Origin of the sequence: Stenotrophomonas sp. CFBP 13718 (genome assembly GCF_014842145.1) — a bacterium.
Taxonomy (GTDB): Bacteria; Pseudomonadota; Gammaproteobacteria; order Xanthomonadales; family Xanthomonadaceae; genus Stenotrophomonas.
Genome location: NZ_JACYVC010000001.1, coordinates 165,131 through 183,831, shown reverse-complemented (window position 1 = coordinate 183,831; position 18,701 = coordinate 165,131). Strand labels below are relative to the sequence as shown.

The window sequence follows — 18,701 nt, the reverse complement described above, 5'->3', positions numbered from 1 at the left end:
TCAGACGTTGTTGTTGAGGTAGCCGAGCATCGAGTCGGTGGTCGAGATCGCCTTGGCGTTCATTTCATAGGCGCGCTGGGTTTCGATCATCGACACCAGCTCTTCGACCACGTTGACGTTGCTGCCTTCCAGCGCACCCTGGACGACGTTGCCCAGGCCGTTGAGACCGGGGTTGCCGTTCTGCGCGGGGCCTGACGCGGTCGTTTCCAGGTACAGGTTTTCGCCGCGGGCCTGCAGGCCTGCCGGATTGATGAAGTCGGTCAGCGTGAGCGCGCCGATCTCCACGGTGGCCGCGTCGTCGGCCATCTTCACGCTGACGGTGCCGTCGGTGCCGATGGTCAGCGTCTGCGCGCCTTCCGGAATCTGGATGCCGGGCTGCACGGGGTAACCGCTGTTGGTGACCAGCTCACCGTCCTGGTTGACCTTGAACGAACCATCGCGGGTGAACGCGGAGCTGCCGTCGGGCATCGACACTTCGAAGAAGCCGCGTCCGTTGACCATCACGTCCAGCGCGCGACCGGTCTGCTGCTGGCTGCCCTGCTCGAAGTTCTTCGCCGTGGCGACCACGCGCACGCCCGTGCCCAGCTGCAGGCCGGTCGGCAGCTGGGTCTGCGCCGACGAGGCGCCACCGGGCTGACGCACCTGCTGGTACAACAGATCCTCGAAACTGGCACGGTCCTGCTTGAAGCCGGTCGTGTTCGTATTGGCGAGGTTGTTGGACACCACCGACATGCGCGTCTGCTGCGCGTCCAGTCCGGTCTTGGCGATCCACAGTGCCTGGTTCATGGTCAGTTCCTCTGCTGGTTGCCCGCGCCGACGTGGTCGGGGCGGATGACCTGCGACAGGCGCAGGTGCTTCACAGGGGGTACTGCAAGCGGCGTGCCATTGCGGCGCGCCGGATTTCCGTCATCTGTCGGCGGGTCAGCCGTTCAGGCGCAGCAGGCTGTTGGCGCTGCGTGCGTTCTCGTCGCCGTGCTTGATCACTTTGACCTGCATTTCGTACTGGCGCTGCAGCTGGATCATCTGCACCAGCGCGCCGGCGGCATCCACGTTGCTGCCTTCCAGCTGGCCGCTTTCAAGGGCCTTGCCCTGGGTCTGCACGAACGGCTGCTGCGGATCGGTATTGCGGAACAGGCCGTCCAGGCCACGCTCCAGCCGCGCATCGTCGGCGGCCACGACCTTGATCCGGCCGACCACTGCCATCGTCTGCGGGCCTTCCCCCAGCGGAATGATCGAGATCGTGCCGTCGTTGCCGATCTCCATCGCCTGGTGGGGCGGGATGGCGATCGGGTTTTCGTTCTCATCCAGCACCGCATGGCCGCCGGCGGTGACCAGCTGGCCATTCGGCGTCAGTGACAGGGCGGCGCCACGCGTATAGGCCTCGCCGCCGCCGGGTGCCTGCACGGTCAGCCAGCTGCCGGCCTGCAGTGACAGGTCCAGCGGGTTGCCGGTGATGTGCTGGGCGCCCATGCGGCGGTTGAACCCTGCATCCACGTGCACGGCGTCCACCCGCGAGGCGAAGCCCGGTCCGCGGATCGGGAACGCTTCGGTGTTGGCCAGTGCTTCCTTGAAGCCAGGCGTATCGGTATTGGCGATGTTGTGTGACAGCGTGCCCTGCGCCTGCAGGGAAGCGCGCGCACCGGTCATCGCGACGTAGAGGGCCTTGTCCATCGTGGAAGCTCCGTGCTGCGGTCAGTCGGCCATCATCAACGGATGTTGATGATGGTCTGGGTGACCTGGTCCTGGGTGCTGAGCATCTGCGAGTTGGCCTGGAAATTACGCTGGGCCACGATCATGTTCACCAGCTGCTCGGTGAGGTCGACGGTGGACGATTCCAGTGCGCCGGCCTGGATCTTGCCCAGGTCCGACGAATCCGGCGCCGAGGTGCGCGGCGAACCGGAGGCGAAGGTCTCCACCCACATGTTGTCGCCGGTGGACTGCAGGCCCTGTGCGTTGTTGAAGTTGGTCAGGGCGACCTGGCCCAGTGCCTTGTCATCACCGTTCGAGTAACGCGCGAACACCACGCCCTGCTCGGACACGCTGATCTCGTTGAGCTTGCCGGCCGCGTAGCCGTCCTGCTGGAAGTTGCGCAGAGCGAACTTTTCGCCGTACTGGGTGGAGCCGGCCACGTCCAGGGTCAGGTTGAGCTGGCCGGCACCGGTGGCGGGGGTGAAGCCATCCAGCGTGATGCGGCCGTTCGCCGGGGCGACCAGGGCGCCGCTTTCGCTGAACTGCAGCGTGCTCGGTGCGCCGGCGGCCTGGCCGTCCACGTAGTTGTACACCTGCCATTCGTTGGCGGTGGCGCCCTTGACGAAGTAGGAGGTCTGCGTATGGCTGACACCCAGCGAGTCGTACACGGTCACGCCGCCGCTGGACTGGCTGTAGCTGTTCGAGTCGGTGGGATCGAACGGCGTCACGGTCGGCTGGGTGCTGTTGGCGGGCAGGGTGAAGGCGAGCTGCACGTTGCCGGTCTGCTTGGGCGGGCTGTCGGTGGTCAGCAGCTGCAGGTCGGTCAAGCGTCCGGAATCGAAGGTCGTGCCATCGGCATTGGGGGTGAACACCTGCAGGCGCGCACCGGCCGGGTTGACCACGAAGCCCTGCGCGTCGGTCTGGAAGTTGCCGGCGCGCGAATAGGCGCGCTGGCCGTTGACGCTCATGGTGAAGAAGCCTTCGCCCGACACGGCCAGATCCAGGCTGCGACCGGTCTGCGAATTGTTGCCCTGGCTGAACTGCTGGGCGACGTTGGACACGCGCGCGCCCGAACCCACCGCATTGCGCGACAGGCCGTAGCTGGTGGCCGAGAACAGGTCGGCGAATTCAGCGCGCGACTGCTTGAAGCCGGTGGTGTTGACATTGGCGACGTTGTTGGCGGTGACACTGAGGTCGGTGTTGGCGGCGTTGATGCCGGACAGCGAGACGTTGAAAGCCATGGTGGACTCCTCGTTGAAGCGGTCTGGGGGCTCAGCTGATGCGGAGCACGTAATCGATCGGGGCGGCGCCCAATCCCTTGAGATTCAGGTACAGCCCGTCGGAACCGACGGTCACGCTTTCCACCGGCGCTTCCACGTACGTGCCGAGCTTGGTCTTCGCCCCGGCGGTGTCGGTGTGGTTGGCCACCAGCGAGTAGTTGCCCGGCGGCAGGCGGTCGCCGCTGCTGTCCTTGCCGTCCCACACGAAGTTGGTCTCACCGGCTGCGGCGGCCTCCACGGTGATCTGGGCCACTTTCAGGCCGTTGGCATCGGTGATGTCCACGTTGATCATGCCGGCGCTCGGTGCAGCCACCAGGCCACCGACGGTGCCCTCGCTTTCCAGCACCATCTTCTCCGAAGGCACCAGCACGTCGTGACCGACCAGCGCGGCGCCGCGCAATACCTGGTCGCTGGCCATCGAGGTCTGGAAACCCTTGACCGTGGTGTTGAGGTCGGTGATGCCCTGCACGGTCGACATCTGTGCCATCTGCGCGACCATCTGCGTGTTGTCCATCGGCTTCAATGGATCCTGATGCTGCAGCTGCTCGGTCATCAGGCGCAGGAAATCGGCCTGCTCCAACGTGTCTTTCTTCTTGCTGGCGCTGCTGTTGGGCGAGTTCAGGCCCAGCGCGGAGTAGACATCCTGGCTGGACTGGGTGGTGATGGCGGTGCTCATTGGGTTCGTCTCCGGGGCGCGCGTCAGCGGCCCATGGTCAGCGTGGCGAGGGCCAGTTCCTTGGCGGTACCGAGCATTTCCACGCCGGCCTGGTAATTGCGTGAGGTAGAGATCAGGTTGACCATCTGCGCCACCGGATCCACGTCGGCCTGGTAGATGTAGCCGTCGCCGTCGGCCAGCGGATGGCCGGGTTCGTAGCGCTTGATCGGGGCGGCGTCGCTCTGCTGGATCTCCTTGATCTGCACCGAGGTGACATTCGGGTCGGTGCGGCTGGTGACTGCCTGGAAGATCGGCTCCAGCGGCTTGTACACCGCCTCGGGCGAGCCGGCGACCGAATCGGCGTTGGCCAGGTTGGAGGCGATGGTGCTCATGCGCACCGACTGCGCCTGCAGGGCAGACCCGGCGATGTCGAAGATGGGGAGGTTGCTCATGGCTTATTGCCCTGTGATCGCGGTGAGCATGGAGCGCACCTTGGATTCGACGAAACTCAGCGAGGCGCGGTATTCCAGCGCGGCGCGGCCGTAGGCGGCGCGCTCGGCATCGGGGTCGACGGTGTTGCCGTCGACGTTGGGCTGCACCCCTTCGCGGCTGATCTGGAACGGGTTCAGTCCGTTGCCGATGGCCAGGTGCTGTTCGTTGGTGGTGCTCATCAGGCCGTTGCCGGCCTGCCCCTGGGCGCTGCGCAGGGCGGCATCGAAGTCCATGTCCTGGGCCTTGTAGCCCGGGGTGTCAGCATTGCCGAGGTTGCTGGCGATCAGCTTCATGCGCTGCTCGCGCAACGGCATGGCCTGGGCGTGGACACCCAGGTAGTCGGAAATCAGGTTGGACATGGCGCGCTCCCACGGAACAGTGCCGGCAAAGCTGCAAGCGCCGTGCCAAAGCGGAGCTGCGGTGAGCGTGGTTGCACGCTTGAGGCGTGGGGCGGGCCCGTGCGGGACACGCCGTGAACCCATCCATGGGGGCTCGTTTCCGCCCGTCCGGGGCTCCAACGGTCCCGCACGGGCCCGCCCCACGCCTCCGGACGGCCCACGTGCGCGGTCAGGCAGGGCAGGTGGCGCCGCGCCATGCTCGGCGGACTGGAGAGGGGCGTCAGGCGGCCTGGGCGACCTTGCGCAGGCGGTCCAGGACGAAATCGGCGAGTTCGTGCGGTGAGTACTTGGCGACGAAGGCGTTTGCGCCCACGCGTTCGACCATCGCGTTGTTGAACACGCCCGACAGGGAGGTGTGCAGCAGCACGTACAGGCCGGCCAGTCCCGGGTGGCGCCGGATTTCCGTCGTCAGGGTGTAGCCGTCCATCGCGGGCATCTCGATGTCGGAGATCACCATCGCGTACCGCTGGGCGGGGTCTTCACCCGCCGCGTGGATCTGCAGCAGGTGGTCCAGTGCCTGCTTGCCATCGGACAGCAGGGTCGCGCCCACGCCGAGCTGGTCCAGCACGCTGCGGATCTGCTGCCGGGCGACGCGCGAGTCATCCACCACCAGCACCTGCATCTGCGGACCGTCGGCCGGCATGGCCAGGGCCGGGTCCAGCACCGCTTCGCTGCGGGTGCCGGCGATGTCGGCCAGCACGCTTTCCACGTCGATGACCTGGATGAGCTCGCCCTGGAAGCGGGTGACAGCCGTCAGGTAGCTGGATTCGGCGCCCAGTTCCGGCGGCGGGTGGATGTCCTGCACGGCGATGTTGACGATGCGCTCCACCCCGCTGACCAGGAAGCCCTGGATCGAGCGGTTGAACTCGGTGACCACCAGATAGCCGGGGCCATCGGCATTGTCGCGCTCGGGGTGACCGATGGCCACGCCCAGGTCCAGCACGGGCACCGAGCGGCCCCGCACATCGGCCACCCCGGAGAACTCGCTGGGCAAGCCGGGCACCTGGAACAGCTCCGGTCGGCGCAGTACTTCCTGCACCTTGAACACATTGACGCCAAAAAGCTGGCGTCCGCCAAGCCGGAACAGCAGCAGCGCCAGGCGGTTGTGGCCAGCCAGGCGGGTACGTTGATCGATGCGGTTGAGCAGGTCATGTGACATGGGAGAGGTATCGGCGCTGGCGGTCCTTACTTGAGTCGTCGTGCGTGCGTGATCTGGCACAGCACTTGCAGCGGGCCTGTCGAACTTTGCCGTGGGGGTTGCATGCCTACCTTTAAATCACTGTGCTGGCTGCTGGCCCTTGCCAGCGCGCCGGTCGCGGCCGCGCCCTCGTGGCAGCCGGTGGACACCATCCGCACTGCAGCGCTGTCTCTGCTGGGCGAGGGGGCACAAGGCGAGGCCGTGGTGGCCGATGCGCTGCGTTTGCCTGCCTGTGGCCAAGGGCTCACTGCCCAGCCCACCGCCAACACCACCGTGGAAGTCAGCTGCCCGGATGCCGGCGGCTGGCGCCTGTTCGTGCCGGTGAAGGTGCGCCGGGAGCAGACCGTACTGGTGCTGTCGCGCGGCATCGCGGCTGGAGAAACCCTGTCTGCGGCCGATATCGGGACGGCGCAGCGTGACGCCGCGCGGATTGCCGGTGCCGTGCTGGCCGATCCTGCCGCGGCCGTGGGGCGCGTGGCGCGGCGTACGCTGTCGGCCGGCAGCCTGCTGTCCGCGTCGGACCTGGTCGCGCAGCGGCTGGTCCGGCGTGGCGACAACGTGGCGCTGGTGTCACGCCGGGGCTCGGTCGAGGTACGGGTGGTCGGCAAGGCACTCGGTGATGCCGGTGAGAACGAGCGGCTGTCGGTGGAGAACCTGGCCTCCCGCAAGGTGGTACAAGGGACCGTGGCCGCCAACGGCGACGTTTTAGTGACGCGCTGAGAAAGTGCAGAAATCCCCTAAAGATCACGGTCGGGCGGCCGTTATCGATATTGAACGGCAACCCGAGGAGCTCCCATGAGCCAAAAAATCGACGGCACGATGCAGGCAGCGCAGACGCTGCGTGCGGTGGGCCCGACCAGTCGCGCCGGCGTCAGCGCCGATACGCCTGCGCGCCCGATTGAAGCAGCGGACAGCCTCAAGCTGACCGGTGAAGCGACCAACCTGCAGGCGCTCGAGCGCAGCCTGAGCAGTGCCCCGGCCATTGACGCCGAGCGGGTGCAGGCCGTGCGCGAGTCATTGCAGAACGGCAGCTACCGGATCAACCCGGAAGCGATCGCCTCGCGCATGCTTGATCTGGACCAGCAGCTGCAGGGATGAGCACGCTGATGAGCGAGCCGATGCAACGCCTCAGTGACGCGCTGGATGCAGAGCGTCTGGCCTTGGTCGCACATGACGTGCAGGCCCTGATCCGTGCCACCAGCGCCAAGCTGGATGCGTTGCGGACGCTGGACCGTGCGCCGCCGATGGGCGAATCCGCGCAGCTGGAAGTCCTGGCTGAGCGCAATCGCGCCAACGGCGTGCTGCTGTCGCGGCGCCGTCGCGAGGTCAACTGGGCCCTGCGCCAGCTGGGCCGCAGCGAAGATGCACCGGCATATGACAGCAAGGGCCAGTCACAGCAGTTGACCGCGCGCAGGCCGTTGGCCGTCGCCTGATCTGATGCGTCCCGTGCGTGCTGGCGCTGCGCGCAGCGCGGCCGGCAGGTGCGCGCTCGTCGTATAGTGGGGGCCGTTTTCCGTAACGCCGGACGCCCCTGTGCCTGCAGCCGCCTCGAACGCCCCCGTCCCTTTCCCTTCGCCACAGCTGCTGCAGGCCCTGCTTGCGCCGGTGCGCGAGGGACTGCTGCTGTTCACCGATGACGATGCGGTGGTGCTTGCCAATCCAGCCGTCGATGCACTGCTGGCCGGCAGCGAAACCGGCGAGGACGGCGCGCCGCAGCGCCTGCGTGCCCTGCTGCCCCCCGATGCCATGGCCGTGGCCCGCAAGGAAGGCCAGTGGAGCGGCAGCCTGGTGATGGGCGAGGGCGTGGTTACGGCCCAGCTGTATCACCACCGCGATCAGGCCATCGGCTATTACCTTGGCCTGTTCCGTCGCATTGAAGGGCAGGAGGACTACGAGCGCGAACTGCAGCAACGGCATGCGGAACTCCGCCAGGCCTACCTGCGATTGAACGGGGCGCAGGAAAAACTGCTCCAGTCGGAGAAGATGGCCTCGATCGGGCAGCTGGCGGCGGGCGTGGCGCACGAGATCAACAATCCGATCGGCTATGTCCACTCCAACCTGGGCAGCCTGCAGGAATACCTGCGCAGCCTGTTCACGGTGATCGAGGCATACGAGCGCGCGTTGCGCGCACCGGATCCGAAGACCCTGATCCCGGAGATCGACGACATCCGTCACCGCCTGGACATCGATTTCATCAGCCGCGACCTGCCGCAGCTGATGGCCGAGTCGCGCGAGGGCATCGAGCGGGTCACCCGCATCGTCCGCGACCTGAAGGATTTTTCGTATTCCGGCCGCGATGAGTCGTGGAAGCTGGTGGATCTGCATTCCGGTCTTGAATCGACGATCAACATCATCTGGAACGAGCTGAAATACAAGGTGGAACTGCACCGCGAGTTCGGCCAGTTGCCGCTGGTGGAGTGCCTGCCCTCCGAGCTCAACCAGGTGTACATGAACCTGCTGCTCAACGCCGGTCACGCAATCGCCGACCGCGGCGTCATTACCGTGCGCACCGGCGTGGACGGCGAGCATGCGTGGGTGGAGTTCGAAGACAGCGGTGGCGGCATTTCGCCCGAGCTGCGCCAGCGGATCTTCGATCCGTTCTTCACCACCAAACCGGTGGGCAGTGGCACGGGCCTGGGCTTGTCGATTTCCTACAGCATCATCAACAAGCACAACGGCCGCATCGACCTGGACAGCACGCCCGGCGTGGGGTCGACGTTCCGCGTGGTACTGCCGATCAAGCAGCCGCGATAGCGGGGTGTATGCCGGGCTGCGCCCGGCACCTGCAGAGGCGACAGCAACAGCCGAAGCAACTGCAACTGCCGAAGCAACATCAAAGGCTGCAGGACTGTGGGCTGGCGGGGCGGGGTGGGTTGGCGGGGGACGGCAAGGGCCGCATCCATGCGGGCCTCGTTTCGTGCCATCCATGGCACTCAACGCCCCCGCCAACCCACCCCGCCCCGCCTTCGACAGGTCCATGGGGGCCATGGAACCGTTGGCATGCCGACCGGTAGCGCCGACCCATGGTCGGCGGAGGGTGGGGAAATGGGGTCTGATGGTTTCCGCCGACCATGGGTCGGCGCTACCGCCTTTCTCTTTTTTTTTACGCGGCGGGCGGCCACGGAACCTGTCAGGGGGCCGGGCGGTGGGGCTGGGCGGGGGCGTTGAGTGCCATGGATGGCGGGTCCACGTCATCGCATTCGCGCTGCCGCTCCCACGCTTTGCTTCGCAAACCGCGGGCCCCGTCTCACCAGCACCCACACCCCGCCGCTTCGCGGCCGCCCCTGACTCAGGGGCTCCCTCCACCAGACGGCTTGCCGTCATCGGTAGCGCCGACCCATGGTCGGCGGAATGTCCCCGCCAGCGGCCCGCTGCGCTCGCCGACCATGGGTCGGCGCTACCGCTCTTCTTTCTTTTCATACGCGGCGGGCAGCCACGGAACCTGTCGAGGGCCGGGCGGTGGGGCTGGGCGGGGGCGTTGAGCGCCATGGATGGCGCGAAACGAGGCACGCATGGATGCGGCTCTTGCCGTCCCCCGCCCAGCCCCACCGCCCGGCCCCAAGCAAGCAGCCTGTTGTCAGAGCCCGCCGCGAGGGGGTCTCACCCGTTCGACCACCTACCGCAGCAGGCGATCTTCCGCCGTGTCCAGCACATCCGCCGCCGGTGCACCGCCGCCGTTGCCGCGCCGCTGCTCCTCGTAGGTGCGGAATGCCTGGTGGATGTGCTTGCGCAGTTCGTCGTCATTCCAGGGCTTGGTCAGGAAACGGTAGATCGCGCCGCGGTTGATGGCGTCGGTCACCGTGTTGAGATCGGTGTAGCCGGACAGCACCAGGCGGATCGTGTCCGGGTAGAGCATCTTCACCCGACCCAGGAACTCGGTCCCGCTCATGTCACTCATGCGCTGGTCGGACAGGATCACCTGCACATCGTTGATCGCCAGCAGGTCGAATGCATCACGGACGTTGCCGGCTGCCAGGATCCGATAGCCGTCGCGGCGGAACAATCGCACCAGGGAGCGCAGTACGTTCTCTTCATCGTCCAGCAGCAGCAGCGTGCGGTCCGGGCGGGTCTCGGCGAAGGCTTCCGGACGCAGGTAGCGACGGCGCAGGGTCATGCCCGCCGCATCGGCTGACATGGGCTCACCGAACAGATACCCCTGGAACACGTCGCAGTCGTTGCGGCGCAGGAAACCCAACTGTGCCTGCGACTCGACGCCATTGGCGATCACCGTCATGCCCAGTTGGTGGCCCATGGCGATGATGGCGCGGGCGATGGCGGCCTCGCGGTTGCCGGCCGGCGCACTCTTGATGAAGCTGCGGTCGATCTTCAGCTTGTCCACCGGATAGCGCACCAGCGCACTCAGGCTGGAATCACCGGTGCCGAAATTGTCCAGGCTCAGGCTGATGCCTTCGTTGCGCAGGTTGACCAGCGTTTCGTGGACGAAATTCACGTTGTTGGTCAGCGCGCTTTCGTTGATCTCCAGCGTCAGCATCGGCGCGGGAACGCCGGCGGCCTGCATCAGTCCCATCACCTCGGTGAAGAAATTGGGACGCAACAGCTGCAGGGTGGAGACATTGACGGCGATGGTGAAATCATCGAAGCCCTGGTCGCGCCACAGCTTGGCCTGCTTCAGGGCGCCCTCCAGCACCCAGGTGCCGATCTGCACGATGATGCCCAGCCGCTCGGCCGTGCGCATGAACCTCTCGGGCACCAGCATGCCCAATGTCGGCGACTGCCAGCGAAGCAGCGCCTCCATGCCCACCACATGGCCATCGCGCGAGCTGACCAGCGGCTGGTACCGCAACTTCAACTCGCCATTGGGAATGGCGTCGATGATCTGCCGCGCGATGATGCTCTCGCTGTGCGCGCTCGGCGGCGTATCGAGGGCATGGATGCGCACGGCATTACCGCCTTCGCGGGCGGCCTGGTACAGCGCATCCTCGGCGTGGTCGAGCAGACGCGATGCATTGCTTGCGTGCTCCGGACACAGGCTCACGCCGACCTTGCCGGTCATGAACAAGGTGTACGGCAGCACCGACAGCGGAAGCTCGAGCTGCTGGCGCAGCTCCTCGGCCAGGTCTTCGGCCAGCGGCACGTCAGGAGTGCGCGGCACCGCCACCAGGAACTCGTCGCTGCCATGCCGCCACAGCTTTCCACGGCCACGCAGCCACAGCTTCAGGCGCTGGGCCACCAGCACCAAAGCCTGGTCGCCGACCTCTGCGCTCATGTTCTCGTTGACCGACGCGAAGTGGTCGATGTCCACGTGCATCAACATAAGCGGCACGCCGCCGCCGGCCGCCTCGGTGACCATCGCCTGCAGCTCCGGATTACCGGCACCCAGGCGATCCGGTGCGTCGTCGATGCTGACCTGGGGCAGGGAGTTGTTCCACATTACGGAAGGTGTTCCAAGGCGTGCGTCGAGCGGGTGTCGACGCGATAGGGAAGATGCAGTTCGATCAGGGTACCTTCGCCGGGCGCGGATTGAATGCGCAACTGGCCGCCGACGCTCTGCGCCCGTTCGCGCATGACGATCAGCCCGAGCCCGCGCGGGCCGTGGGGATCAAATCCTTCGCCATCGTCGCGGACCTGCAGGTGCAGGCGGCCCTGGCCGATGTCACGCAGGTGCAGCAGCACCTGGCTGGCGCGCGCATGGCGCAGCGCATTGGTCAGGCTTTCCTGGGCAATGCGGAAGCAGGCCTGCTCGATGGCGTTGTCCGGCCGCTCGGGCAGGGTATCGATGTGCGCCAGCAGTTCGGTCTGCGACGCGCGGAACAACACCCCCGCCTGCCAGCGCAGCGCGGCCTCCAGCCCCAGCGCATCCAGCTGCGGCGGGCGTAGCAGCATGGACAGGTCGCGCAGCTTGCCCACCGTGCTGTCGGCCAGTCCGACGATCTGCTGCAGGTCTTCCCGGCGCCGTGCGCCATCTTCTTCGTCCAGTGCAGCCCAGGCCGACAGCTTGATCGCGGTGATGGCCTGGCCGATGTCATCGTGCAGGTCGCGCGATATGGCCCGGCGCTCGTCCTCCTGCAGCGAGAACAGGCGCCCGGCCATCGCGTGCAGCTCGCGGTTGCTGTTTTCCAGGGCGATGCGCGTGCGCTCGGTGTCGCTCAGGTCGCGCACGATCAGCAAGCGGCAGTCGCGCCCGCCGTAGCGCACTTCGCCAACGGACAGCCCGGCCTGGAAACCAGACCCGTCCACGCGCTGCATGCTGCTGACGATGGCATGGCCGGCGGTGTCCTCGGGCACCCGGTCCCGCAGCAGCGCGCGCACCGAGGACAGTCCCGATTCGGCCACCAGTGCCTGCAGCGGTTCGCCCAGCAGCGTATGGCCGTCATAGCCGAACAGCCGCACCGCAAACGCATTGGCGTACAGCACATGCTCATCGGACAGGATCACCACGCCATCGGGCAGCACCCGCACCAGCTCGCGGAACTGTTCTTCGCGCTCGCGCAGCAGGCGCCGGGACTGCTCGCGTTCGGTCACATCCTGCAGCGTGCCAAGCACCCGGGGGCGGCCCGCATCGTCCAGGCCGCTCTCGGCACGCAGGTGGGTCATCAATGGCCGGCCATCCATGCCGAGCAGCGGCAGCAGCACATCGACGTGCACCGGCTCGCCCGAGCTCATCCCCGCCAGCAGCTGTTCGGTCATCGCCGCGGTAGCGGCGTCGGCCGGCACCAGCAGTTCATCGAAGCGGTGCCACGTGCGGGCCTGTGGCGGGCGCCGCCCCAGCAGCAGGTAGACCTGCCGCGAAAAGCTGGCCAGCCCGGTGGCCGGATCGAGCTGCCACGCGCCGATGCGCGCCAGCTCGTGTGCTTCTTCGACCCGCGCCAGCGCCTGGTCCCGTCGCGCCAGGGCTTCATCTTCAGCGGTACGGTCGATGACGATCAGCAGGCGGGCAGGGCGCTCGTCGACATCGATGGCATTGCTGCGCAGCTCCATCTGCCGCACCGTGCCGTCCCGCAACTGCAGCGCCGATCGCAGCACGCAGGTCTGCTCGGGGTGCTCGCGCAACTGCTCCAGCTTCGCATCCAGCTGCGCTTCGGCGCCGGGCGGCCACAGGCAGCCGATCGGCTGGCCGAGCAGCTGCTCGCGTTCCCAGCCGAACAGCGTGCAGGCGGAAGGATTGGCGTCCAGGATCCGTGCCGTCTGCAGGTCATAGATGAGCACCGGGCCGGGGTTGCCGACGAAGGCCTGGCGGTGTCGCTTGTCCGATGCGGCCAGCCGGGTGGTGACCTGCAGCAGGTTCGCGCCGAACGGGCGCAGCAGCAGGTAGAGCAGGGTGGCGCTGGCGAAGATGAAGAACAGGCCTTTCGCGGTCTGCAGCCATGCGGCTTGGCGCGGGTCGGCGACGATGGCGTAGACCGCCGCGTCGCTGCTGGCCACCCAGGCGATCGCCAGCAGCAGGTAGACCAGCACCACGCGTCGACGTTCACGTCGCAGGGCGTCGCCCAAGCCGCTGGACGGGGTGGCTATGGGGATGTCGCCGTTGGGTTGCAGGGGCATGGCAGCTCGGGACCTGGGCGCGGGGCACGCGTGGGCGACGACGGACCCCATCTTAACGCGGCCCGGACATCGGTACCGGCCACCGCTGCCTCAATTATCGCGGCAGTCGGCCGCTAACGATTTCGTGCCCGGATATCGGGAGGGTGATCGGAGCAAGTGCGTGGATCAAGGGATCATTGCCAGCCTGTTGCAGCACCCGCTGGCCTCGGCGCTGGTCATCCTGGATCGGCAGGGCCATCCGCTCGCGGCCAATCCGGTGGCGCGCGAACACGGCTTGCCTGCGGCGGTCACCGCCTACCAGCCCATGCTCGAAGACATCCGCTTGCTGGCAGCCGATGGGGGCATCATCCCCTGCAGCCTGCCCGGCGGGCCCGGTGGCCGCCATGACGGCTGGATGCGCGCCGTGCATGACGGTGATGGGCACCTGCTCGCCTTTACCCTCAGCATTCCCCGGCCCTCCGGCAGCCAGGCCGGCGATCGCTGGGAGCTTGCGCTGGAGAGTGCCGGACACGGGCTGTGGGACTGGGACGTCGCCAGCGACCGGATGCTGCGCTCGCCTTACGGCGAGGCGTCGGGCGCGGGCGAGCTGCAGGAAGGCGCCAGCGCGCTGATGGACCGTGTCCACCCTGAAGACTGCGACCACGTCCGCGCCGCCATCCAGCGGCACCTGCGCGGCGAAGATGCGCAATACAGCGCCGAGTTCCGCTTCCGCCAGCCGGGCCGCCCGTGGCGCTGGGTGCTGGACCGGGGCCGGGTGGTCAGCCGGACGGCGGACGGCCAGGCGCTGCGGATGGTGGGCACGCACACCGACATCGAGCCGCAGAAACAGTTGGAAACGGTTCTGCAGGACCAGCAGGTCCACCTGCGGGAAGCGCAGCGCATCGCCAGCATGGGCAGCTGGTCCTGGGATCCGGTCAGCCGGCGGTTCTGGTGGTCGGCGGAGCTGCAGGCGCTGCTGGGTGTGAGTGCCGACCAGCCCGCCAGCCTGCGCGGCTGGCTGCGTCGGTTGCAGCCGCGCTCCCGCGGCGCGCTGCGCATGGCATGGCGGCGCCTGTGGCGCGACGGCCATCCGGCCAGCGTGGAGCTCGAGCTGGCGGCCCATCAGACATCGGCGGCAATGCAACTGCGGCTGTGGATGCAGCCCCTGCAGGCCGCCGACGGCCTGGTCCAGCGCGTGCTGGGCCAAGTGCAGAACATCAGCGAACAGCACCAGACCGATGCCCTTATCCGCTGGCGCACCGAGCTGCTGAACCGCGTTTCCGCCCTGGGCCGGATCGGCGGTTGCGAGATCGAAGTTGAAACCCGCCAGATGCAGTGGACCGAGGAGTGTTACCGCATCCATGGGCTGCGCAAGGAGCCGATCAGCCTGGAACAGGCGATGGCGCTGTATACCGATGACTCCCGCGCTGCCTTCGCGGCGGTGCTCGACCGCATTGGTGCCGGCGGCCTGCCTGAGCAGCTGGACCTGTGCTTCTATCGCCAGTCCGGGATGCGCGTCTGGGTGCAGGTGCTGGTCGAGATGGACCGGCGTGACGGTTTGCCGGCGCGATTTGTCGTGCTGTTCCGGGACATCACCCGCGAACGCGAAGCCAACGAGCGCATCGAGCTGCTGGCGCACTACGACCTGCTGACCGGCCTGCCGAACAGGATGCTGCTACGCGAGCAGACCGCCGATGCCATCGAAGAAGCGCGCGATCGCGGCACGCCGCTGGCGATGCTGTTCATCGACCTCGACGGCTTCAAGACGATCAACGACAGCTTCGGCCATGCGACCGGCGATACCCTGCTGAAAGCCGCGGCGAGCCGTCTCCACCAGGGGCTGCGCAACAGTGACCTGTTCGGGCGTTTCAGCGGCGATGAGTTCATTGTCGTACTGCGCGACCTGGCCGAGGCGGAAGATGCCGGACACGTTGCACGCAAGCTGATTGCCTCGCTGGCCGAGCCGCTGCATCGCGGGCAGGACCTGTTGAAGGTGGGCGCGAGCATTGGCATCGCGATGCTGGAAAGCGGTCGAGACGACTTTGAATCCCTGCTGCGCGCGGCCGATGCGGCCATGCATGCGGCGAAGGAAGCGGGACGCAATACCTACCAGTACTACAGCCAGGACGCACTGGCACGCATCCAGCGCCGCTTGGACATCGAGCACGCCCTGCACGGTGCCATCGAGCGCGAAGAGTTCAGCCTGGTCTACCAGCCGCTGATGCATGCCGATGCCGAGCAGCCGCCCGCGATCGAGGCGTTGCTGCGCTGGCACCTGCCGGGCCTGGGCTACTGCAGCCCGGCCGAGTTCATTCCCATCGCCGAAAAGTGCGGTGAGATCGTCCGGATAGGTGATTGGGTGCTCAACGAGGCCTGTCGGCAGGCTTCGGCCTGGGACCGCGCCGGTCTGGTCTTTGATCGCATCGCGGTCAATGTGTCGGCGGTCCAGCTGCGCGAACGCGGCTTCGCTGAGCGGGTCATCGAGGTCTGCCACGCGCAGGGCCTGTCACCCACACGGCTTGAGCTGGAGCTGACCGAGTCCGCCTTGATCCGTGACACGGAGATCCTGCGCCACTGCTTCGATGTCTTCGAGCGCCACAGCGTGCCGTTGGCCGTCGATGATTTCGGTACCGGTTTTTCCAACCTGCATTACCTCAACCGGTTCCCGGTGGGGCGGCTGAAGATCGACCGCAGCTTCGTGCAGGGAATGCTGGCCGATGCCGGCACGGCCGAGGTCACCCAGGCCATCGTCCATCTCGGCCACGCGCTGGGGATGAAAGTGGTGGCCGAAGGGGTGGAGACTGCGCAGGAAGACGCCATGCTGCGTCGCCAAGGCTGCGACGAGATACAGGGTTACCTGTACTCGCGCCCGTTGGTGCCGCGCGAGCTGGCGCAATGGTTGAGGCAGCCGCGCGATGCCGCCCATCGAGGCGTGGCGGCGGTTGTCGTCTGATCATCTGGTAGCGCCGAGCCACGCTCGGCGGAAAGCCAGGGCGCCGCGCGGTGCGCTCGCCGAGCACGGCTCGGCGCTACAGATCCGCGGCGGCCACGTCGAAACCCCCGCGGAGGCGGGGGCGCCCTGATGCCGTTGTAGCGCCGAGCCACGCTCGGCGGAGGCCAGGGCGCCGCGCGGTGCGCTCGCCGAGCACGGCTCGGCGCTACAGATCCGCGGCGGCCACGTCGAAACCCCCGCGAAGGCGGGGGCGCCCTGATGCCGTTGTAGCGCCGAGCCACGCTCGGCGGAGGATCAAGGCACCGCGCGGTGCGCTCGCCGAGCACGGCTCGGCGCTACAGGTACGCAGCGACCACATCGAGATCCCCGCGGAGGGGGGGGCGCCTGATGGCGTTGTAGCGCCGAGCCACGCTCGGCGGAAAGCCAAGGCACCGCGCGGTGCGCTCGCCGAGCACGGCTCGGCGCTACAGATCCGCAGCGACCGCGTCGAAACCCCTGCGGAGGCGGGGGCGCCCTGACGCCGTTGTAGCGCCGAGCCACGCTCGGCGGAAAGCCAGGGCGCCGCGCGGTGCGCTCGCCGAGCATGGCTCGGCGCTACAGATCCGCAGTGACCCCGTCGAAACCCCCGCGAAGGCGGGGGCGCCCTGATGCCGTTGTAGCGCCGAGCCACGCTCGGCGGAGGCCAAGGCGCCGCGCGGTGCGCTCGCCGAGCACGGCTCGGCGCTACAGATCCGCGGCGGCCACGTCGAAACCCCCGCGAAGGCGGGGGCGCCCTGATGCCGTTGTAGCGCCGAGCCACGCTCGGCGGAGGATCAAGGCACCGCGCGGTGCGCTCGCCGAGCACGGCTCGGCGCTACAGGTACGCAGCGACCACATCGAGATCCCCGCGGAGGCGGGGGCGCCTGATGGCGTTGTAGCGCCGAGCCACGCTCGGCGGAAAGCCAAGGCACCGCGCGGTGCGCTCGCCGAGCACGGCTCGGCGCTACAGATCCGCGGCGGCCACGTCGAAACCCCTGCGGAGGCGGGGGCGCCCTGATGCCGTTGTAGCGCCGAGCCACGCTCGGCGGATAGCCAGGGCACCGCGCGGTGCGCTCGCCGAGCATGGCTCGGCGCTACAGATCCGCGGCGTCCAGCCCCAGATCCCACGCTACGCTCGCATGCTCCGGGCACGGCAGTGGCGCTGCCGGCTGGGCTGCGGCGCGCAGGCCCAGCAGGGCAAGCTCGGCCCGTGCCAGCTGCTCCAGCTGTTGCAGCTGCTCACGTGCCGACGTGCGTGCCGCAGGGGGAGGCGGGCATGCAAAGGCCCCGGCAGTGCCGGGGCCTTCTTCACGCGCTTCTGCGACAGCCTGCATGCCGGGTCAGAACAGTTCGACGGTTCCAGCACCCATGCTCTGCTGGGTGACCGGCTTGTGCGGCGGTCGCTCCCACTCGTTGCGCATGTCGCGCAGCCGGTTGCCGGTGCGCTGCAGCGCGGTCGCCACTTCTTCGTCCGCCGCGCCACCGTGACGGTGCAGCAGTTCCTGCAGCGCCAGTGCTTCGCGGTTGATCGCGGTCAGTCGGTCCAGGTGGACGTGCACGCCGCCCAGGGCCTGGGTCGCGATGTCTTCGAACTGCAGGGCACGCACCGCTTCCGCGACGCTGCCGTCGATGGCGCGCGCACAGTCAGACACCTCGCGCATGCCGTCGCCCAGCGAGGCATTGATCTGCGCCACGTTGTCGACCATGGACGCGGCTTCGATGCGTGCATCGCGGGAGCGGTCCATGTCGCGCGAGGCCATGTGAGACACGGTTTCGCGCACCTTGGCGATGGCATCCTTCGAGCTGTGCGCCAGCTTGCGGATCTGCTCGTTGAAGGTGGTGGAGCGCTCGGACAGGTTGCGGACCTCGTCGGCTACCACGGCAAAGCCACGTCCGGCTTCGCCCGCACGGGCCGCTTCGATGGCTGCATTCAAGGCGAGCAGGTTGGTCTGGTCGGCGATGGACTTGACGTCTTCCAGCAGCGCGAAGATGCCATCCAGGTGCTGCGCCATCTGATCGATGTGCTGCACGGTGGTGCTGCTCTGGCCGCTGACCTGTTCCAGCGCCTCCACCAGTTGTTCCATCTGGTGGCTGGCGTGCTGTGCAAAGCGCGCCACGTCCAGCCCGGCCGAACCGTCTTCACCGGTGCGGTCGACGATGCGGGCGAGGGCCTGGTTCTGCTGGCGCGACTTGCGGTTCATCGCTTCGAAGCTGCCGCCCAGGCCGGATACCGCTTGGCGGATCAGGTCGCGGGCACGCTCGACTTCGCTGCGCGAACCTTCGATTTCGTTGCCGACGAAGCTGCGCAGTTCGGTCAGCAGCTGGTCCTGCTCACGCAGGACGCGATCCTGCTCCGGCGAGCGGTGCAGCGTGCTGCGGCTGCTCCACCAGGCAAACCCGAGCCAGCTGAGGGTCATCGTGGAAAGGATCGCCCAGCGCAGGGCCGCAGGCCACTCCAGTGCGAAGGCGAGGGGGAGCAGCAGGGTCAGCGCCAGCGGAGCAGCCAGGCGAATGATGGTGCGAGAGGACATGGACG

General features: G+C 67.6%; 16 protein-coding genes. 5 read left to right on the top strand and 11 right to left on the bottom strand.

What is annotated here, in order from left to right; translation table 11 throughout:
• From flgG to IFT58_RS00775, 7 genes are all read right to left on the bottom strand, one after another.
• The gene (gene flgG, locus IFT58_RS00805; protein ID WP_188324097.1) at positions 1-786 is read right to left on the bottom strand and encodes a flagellar basal-body rod protein FlgG; all 786 of its coding nucleotides are present in this window, start codon (positions 784-786) and stop codon (positions 1-3) included.
• Between the two features lie 135 nt (positions 787-921).
• Entirely contained in the window at positions 922-1,671 is a 750-nt protein-coding gene (locus tag IFT58_RS00800; protein WP_192079354.1) for a flagellar basal body rod protein FlgF, read from the bottom strand.
• Between the two features lie 35 nt (positions 1,672-1,706).
• Positions 1,707-2,930 (bottom strand): flagellar hook protein FlgE, encoded by a 1,224-nt coding sequence (gene flgE / locus IFT58_RS00795; RefSeq protein WP_192079355.1) that lies wholly within the window; start codon positions 2,928-2,930, stop codon positions 1,707-1,709.
• 31 nt (positions 2,931-2,961) lie between these two features.
• Positions 2,962-3,645, bottom strand: coding sequence for a flagellar hook capping FlgD N-terminal domain-containing protein (locus tag IFT58_RS00790; RefSeq protein WP_192093670.1), 684 nt, complete (start codon positions 3,643-3,645; stop codon positions 2,962-2,964).
• A gap of 23 nt (positions 3,646-3,668) precedes the next feature.
• Positions 3,669-4,076 (bottom strand): flagellar basal body rod protein FlgC, encoded by a 408-nt coding sequence (gene flgC, locus IFT58_RS00785; protein WP_192093669.1) that lies wholly within the window; start codon positions 4,074-4,076, stop codon positions 3,669-3,671.
• A 3-nt stretch (positions 4,077-4,079) separates the two neighbouring features.
• A complete protein-coding gene (gene flgB / locus IFT58_RS00780) occupies positions 4,080-4,475 on the bottom strand; it encodes a flagellar basal body rod protein FlgB (protein ID WP_192093668.1) in 396 nt (131 codons plus the stop codon).
• A 259-nt stretch (positions 4,476-4,734) separates the two neighbouring features.
• Positions 4,735-5,673 (bottom strand): chemotaxis protein, encoded by a 939-nt coding sequence (locus IFT58_RS00775; RefSeq protein ID WP_192079358.1) that lies wholly within the window; start codon positions 5,671-5,673, stop codon positions 4,735-4,737.
• Positions 5,674-5,775: 102 nt separating this feature from the next.
• On the opposite strand from IFT58_RS00775, the gene flgA reads away from it, so the two are divergent.
• The 4 genes from flgA (at position 5,776) to IFT58_RS00755 (ending at position 8,466) form a co-directional block, all read left to right on the top strand.
• Positions 5,776-6,432, top strand: a complete 657-nt coding sequence (gene flgA / locus IFT58_RS00770) for a flagellar basal body P-ring formation chaperone FlgA (protein ID WP_188324090.1) — start codon at positions 5,776-5,778, stop codon at positions 6,430-6,432.
• 75 nt (positions 6,433-6,507) lie between these two features.
• A complete protein-coding gene (flgM, locus tag IFT58_RS00765) occupies positions 6,508-6,810 on the top strand; it encodes a flagellar biosynthesis anti-sigma factor FlgM (protein ID WP_188324089.1) in 303 nt (100 codons plus the stop codon).
• Positions 6,807-7,145, top strand: coding sequence for a flagellar protein FlgN (locus tag IFT58_RS00760; RefSeq protein ID WP_188324088.1), 339 nt, complete (start codon positions 6,807-6,809; stop codon positions 7,143-7,145). The genes flgM and IFT58_RS00760 overlap by 4 nt, the downstream gene beginning before the upstream one ends.
• Before the next feature lie 100 nt (positions 7,146-7,245).
• Complete coding sequence (locus IFT58_RS00755) at positions 7,246-8,466, top strand: ATP-binding protein (protein ID WP_192093667.1); 1,221 nt, start codon at positions 7,246-7,248, stop codon at positions 8,464-8,466.
• Positions 8,467-9,328: 862 nt separating this feature from the next.
• Here IFT58_RS00755 and IFT58_RS00750 read toward each other — a convergent pair.
• Positions 9,329-11,104: an EAL domain-containing protein gene (locus IFT58_RS00750; protein ID WP_249404969.1), complete on the bottom strand. Its 1,776-nt coding sequence runs from the start codon at positions 11,102-11,104 to the stop codon at positions 9,329-9,331.
• Complete coding sequence (locus tag IFT58_RS00745; RefSeq protein WP_192093666.1) at positions 11,104-13,215, bottom strand: PAS domain S-box protein; 2,112 nt, start codon at positions 13,213-13,215, stop codon at positions 11,104-11,106. The genes IFT58_RS00750 and IFT58_RS00745 overlap by 1 nt, the downstream gene beginning before the upstream one ends.
• A gap of 160 nt (positions 13,216-13,375) precedes the next feature.
• On the opposite strand from IFT58_RS00745, the gene IFT58_RS00740 reads away from it, so the two are divergent.
• Positions 13,376-16,147 carry an EAL domain-containing protein gene (locus IFT58_RS00740; protein WP_192093665.1) on the top strand — a complete coding sequence of 924 codons (2,772 nt, stop codon included), beginning with the start codon at positions 13,376-13,378 and terminating at the stop codon, positions 16,145-16,147.
• A gap of 1,112 nt (positions 16,148-17,259) precedes the next feature.
• Here IFT58_RS00740 and IFT58_RS00735 read toward each other — a convergent pair.
• Both IFT58_RS00735 and IFT58_RS00730 read right to left on the bottom strand, forming a co-directional pair.
• Positions 17,260-17,499 carry a hypothetical protein gene (locus tag IFT58_RS00735; RefSeq protein ID WP_192093664.1) on the bottom strand — a complete coding sequence of 80 codons (240 nt, stop codon included), beginning with the start codon at positions 17,497-17,499 and terminating at the stop codon, positions 17,260-17,262.
• A gap of 6 nt (positions 17,500-17,505) precedes the next feature.
• Positions 17,506-18,696 (bottom strand): methyl-accepting chemotaxis protein, encoded by a 1,191-nt coding sequence (locus IFT58_RS00730; protein ID WP_188324085.1) that lies wholly within the window; start codon positions 18,694-18,696, stop codon positions 17,506-17,508.
• Positions 18,697-18,701: the final 5 nt, after the last annotated feature.

Coding starts and splice junctions, on each gene's coding strand:
- IFT58_RS00800 (WP_192079354.1), bottom strand. CDS start 1,671: ATGGACAAGGCCCTCTACGTCGCGATGACCGGTGCGCGCGCTTCCCTG.
- flgC (WP_192093669.1), bottom strand. CDS start 4,076: ATGAGCAACCTCCCCATCTTCGACATCGCCGGGTCTGCCCTGCAGGCG.
- IFT58_RS00730 (WP_188324085.1), bottom strand. CDS start 18,696: ATGTCCTCTCGCACCATCATTCGCCTGGCTGCTCCGCTGGCGCTGACC.
- flgA (WP_188324090.1), top strand. CDS start 5,776: ATGCCTACCTTTAAATCACTGTGCTGGCTGCTGGCCCTTGCCAGCGCG.
- IFT58_RS00745 (WP_192093666.1), bottom strand. CDS start 13,215: ATGCCCCTGCAACCCAACGGCGACATCCCCATAGCCACCCCGTCCAGC.
- flgE (WP_192079355.1), bottom strand. CDS start 2,930: ATGGCTTTCAACGTCTCGCTGTCCGGCATCAACGCCGCCAACACCGAC.
- flgB (WP_192093668.1), bottom strand. CDS start 4,475: ATGTCCAACCTGATTTCCGACTACCTGGGTGTCCACGCCCAGGCCATG.
- IFT58_RS00735 (WP_192093664.1), bottom strand. CDS start 17,499: ATGCAGGCTGTCGCAGAAGCGCGTGAAGAAGGCCCCGGCACTGCCGGG.
- IFT58_RS00790 (WP_192093670.1), bottom strand. CDS start 3,645: ATGAGCACCGCCATCACCACCCAGTCCAGCCAGGATGTCTACTCCGCG.
- flgG (WP_188324097.1), bottom strand. CDS start 786: ATGAACCAGGCACTGTGGATCGCCAAGACCGGACTGGACGCGCAGCAG.
- IFT58_RS00775 (WP_192079358.1), bottom strand. CDS start 5,673: ATGTCACATGACCTGCTCAACCGCATCGATCAACGTACCCGCCTGGCT.
- IFT58_RS00760 (WP_188324088.1), top strand. CDS start 6,807: ATGAGCACGCTGATGAGCGAGCCGATGCAACGCCTCAGTGACGCGCTG.
- IFT58_RS00750 (WP_249404969.1), bottom strand. CDS start 11,104: ATGTGGAACAACTCCCTGCCCCAGGTCAGCATCGACGACGCACCGGAT.
- flgM (WP_188324089.1), top strand. CDS start 6,508: ATGAGCCAAAAAATCGACGGCACGATGCAGGCAGCGCAGACGCTGCGT.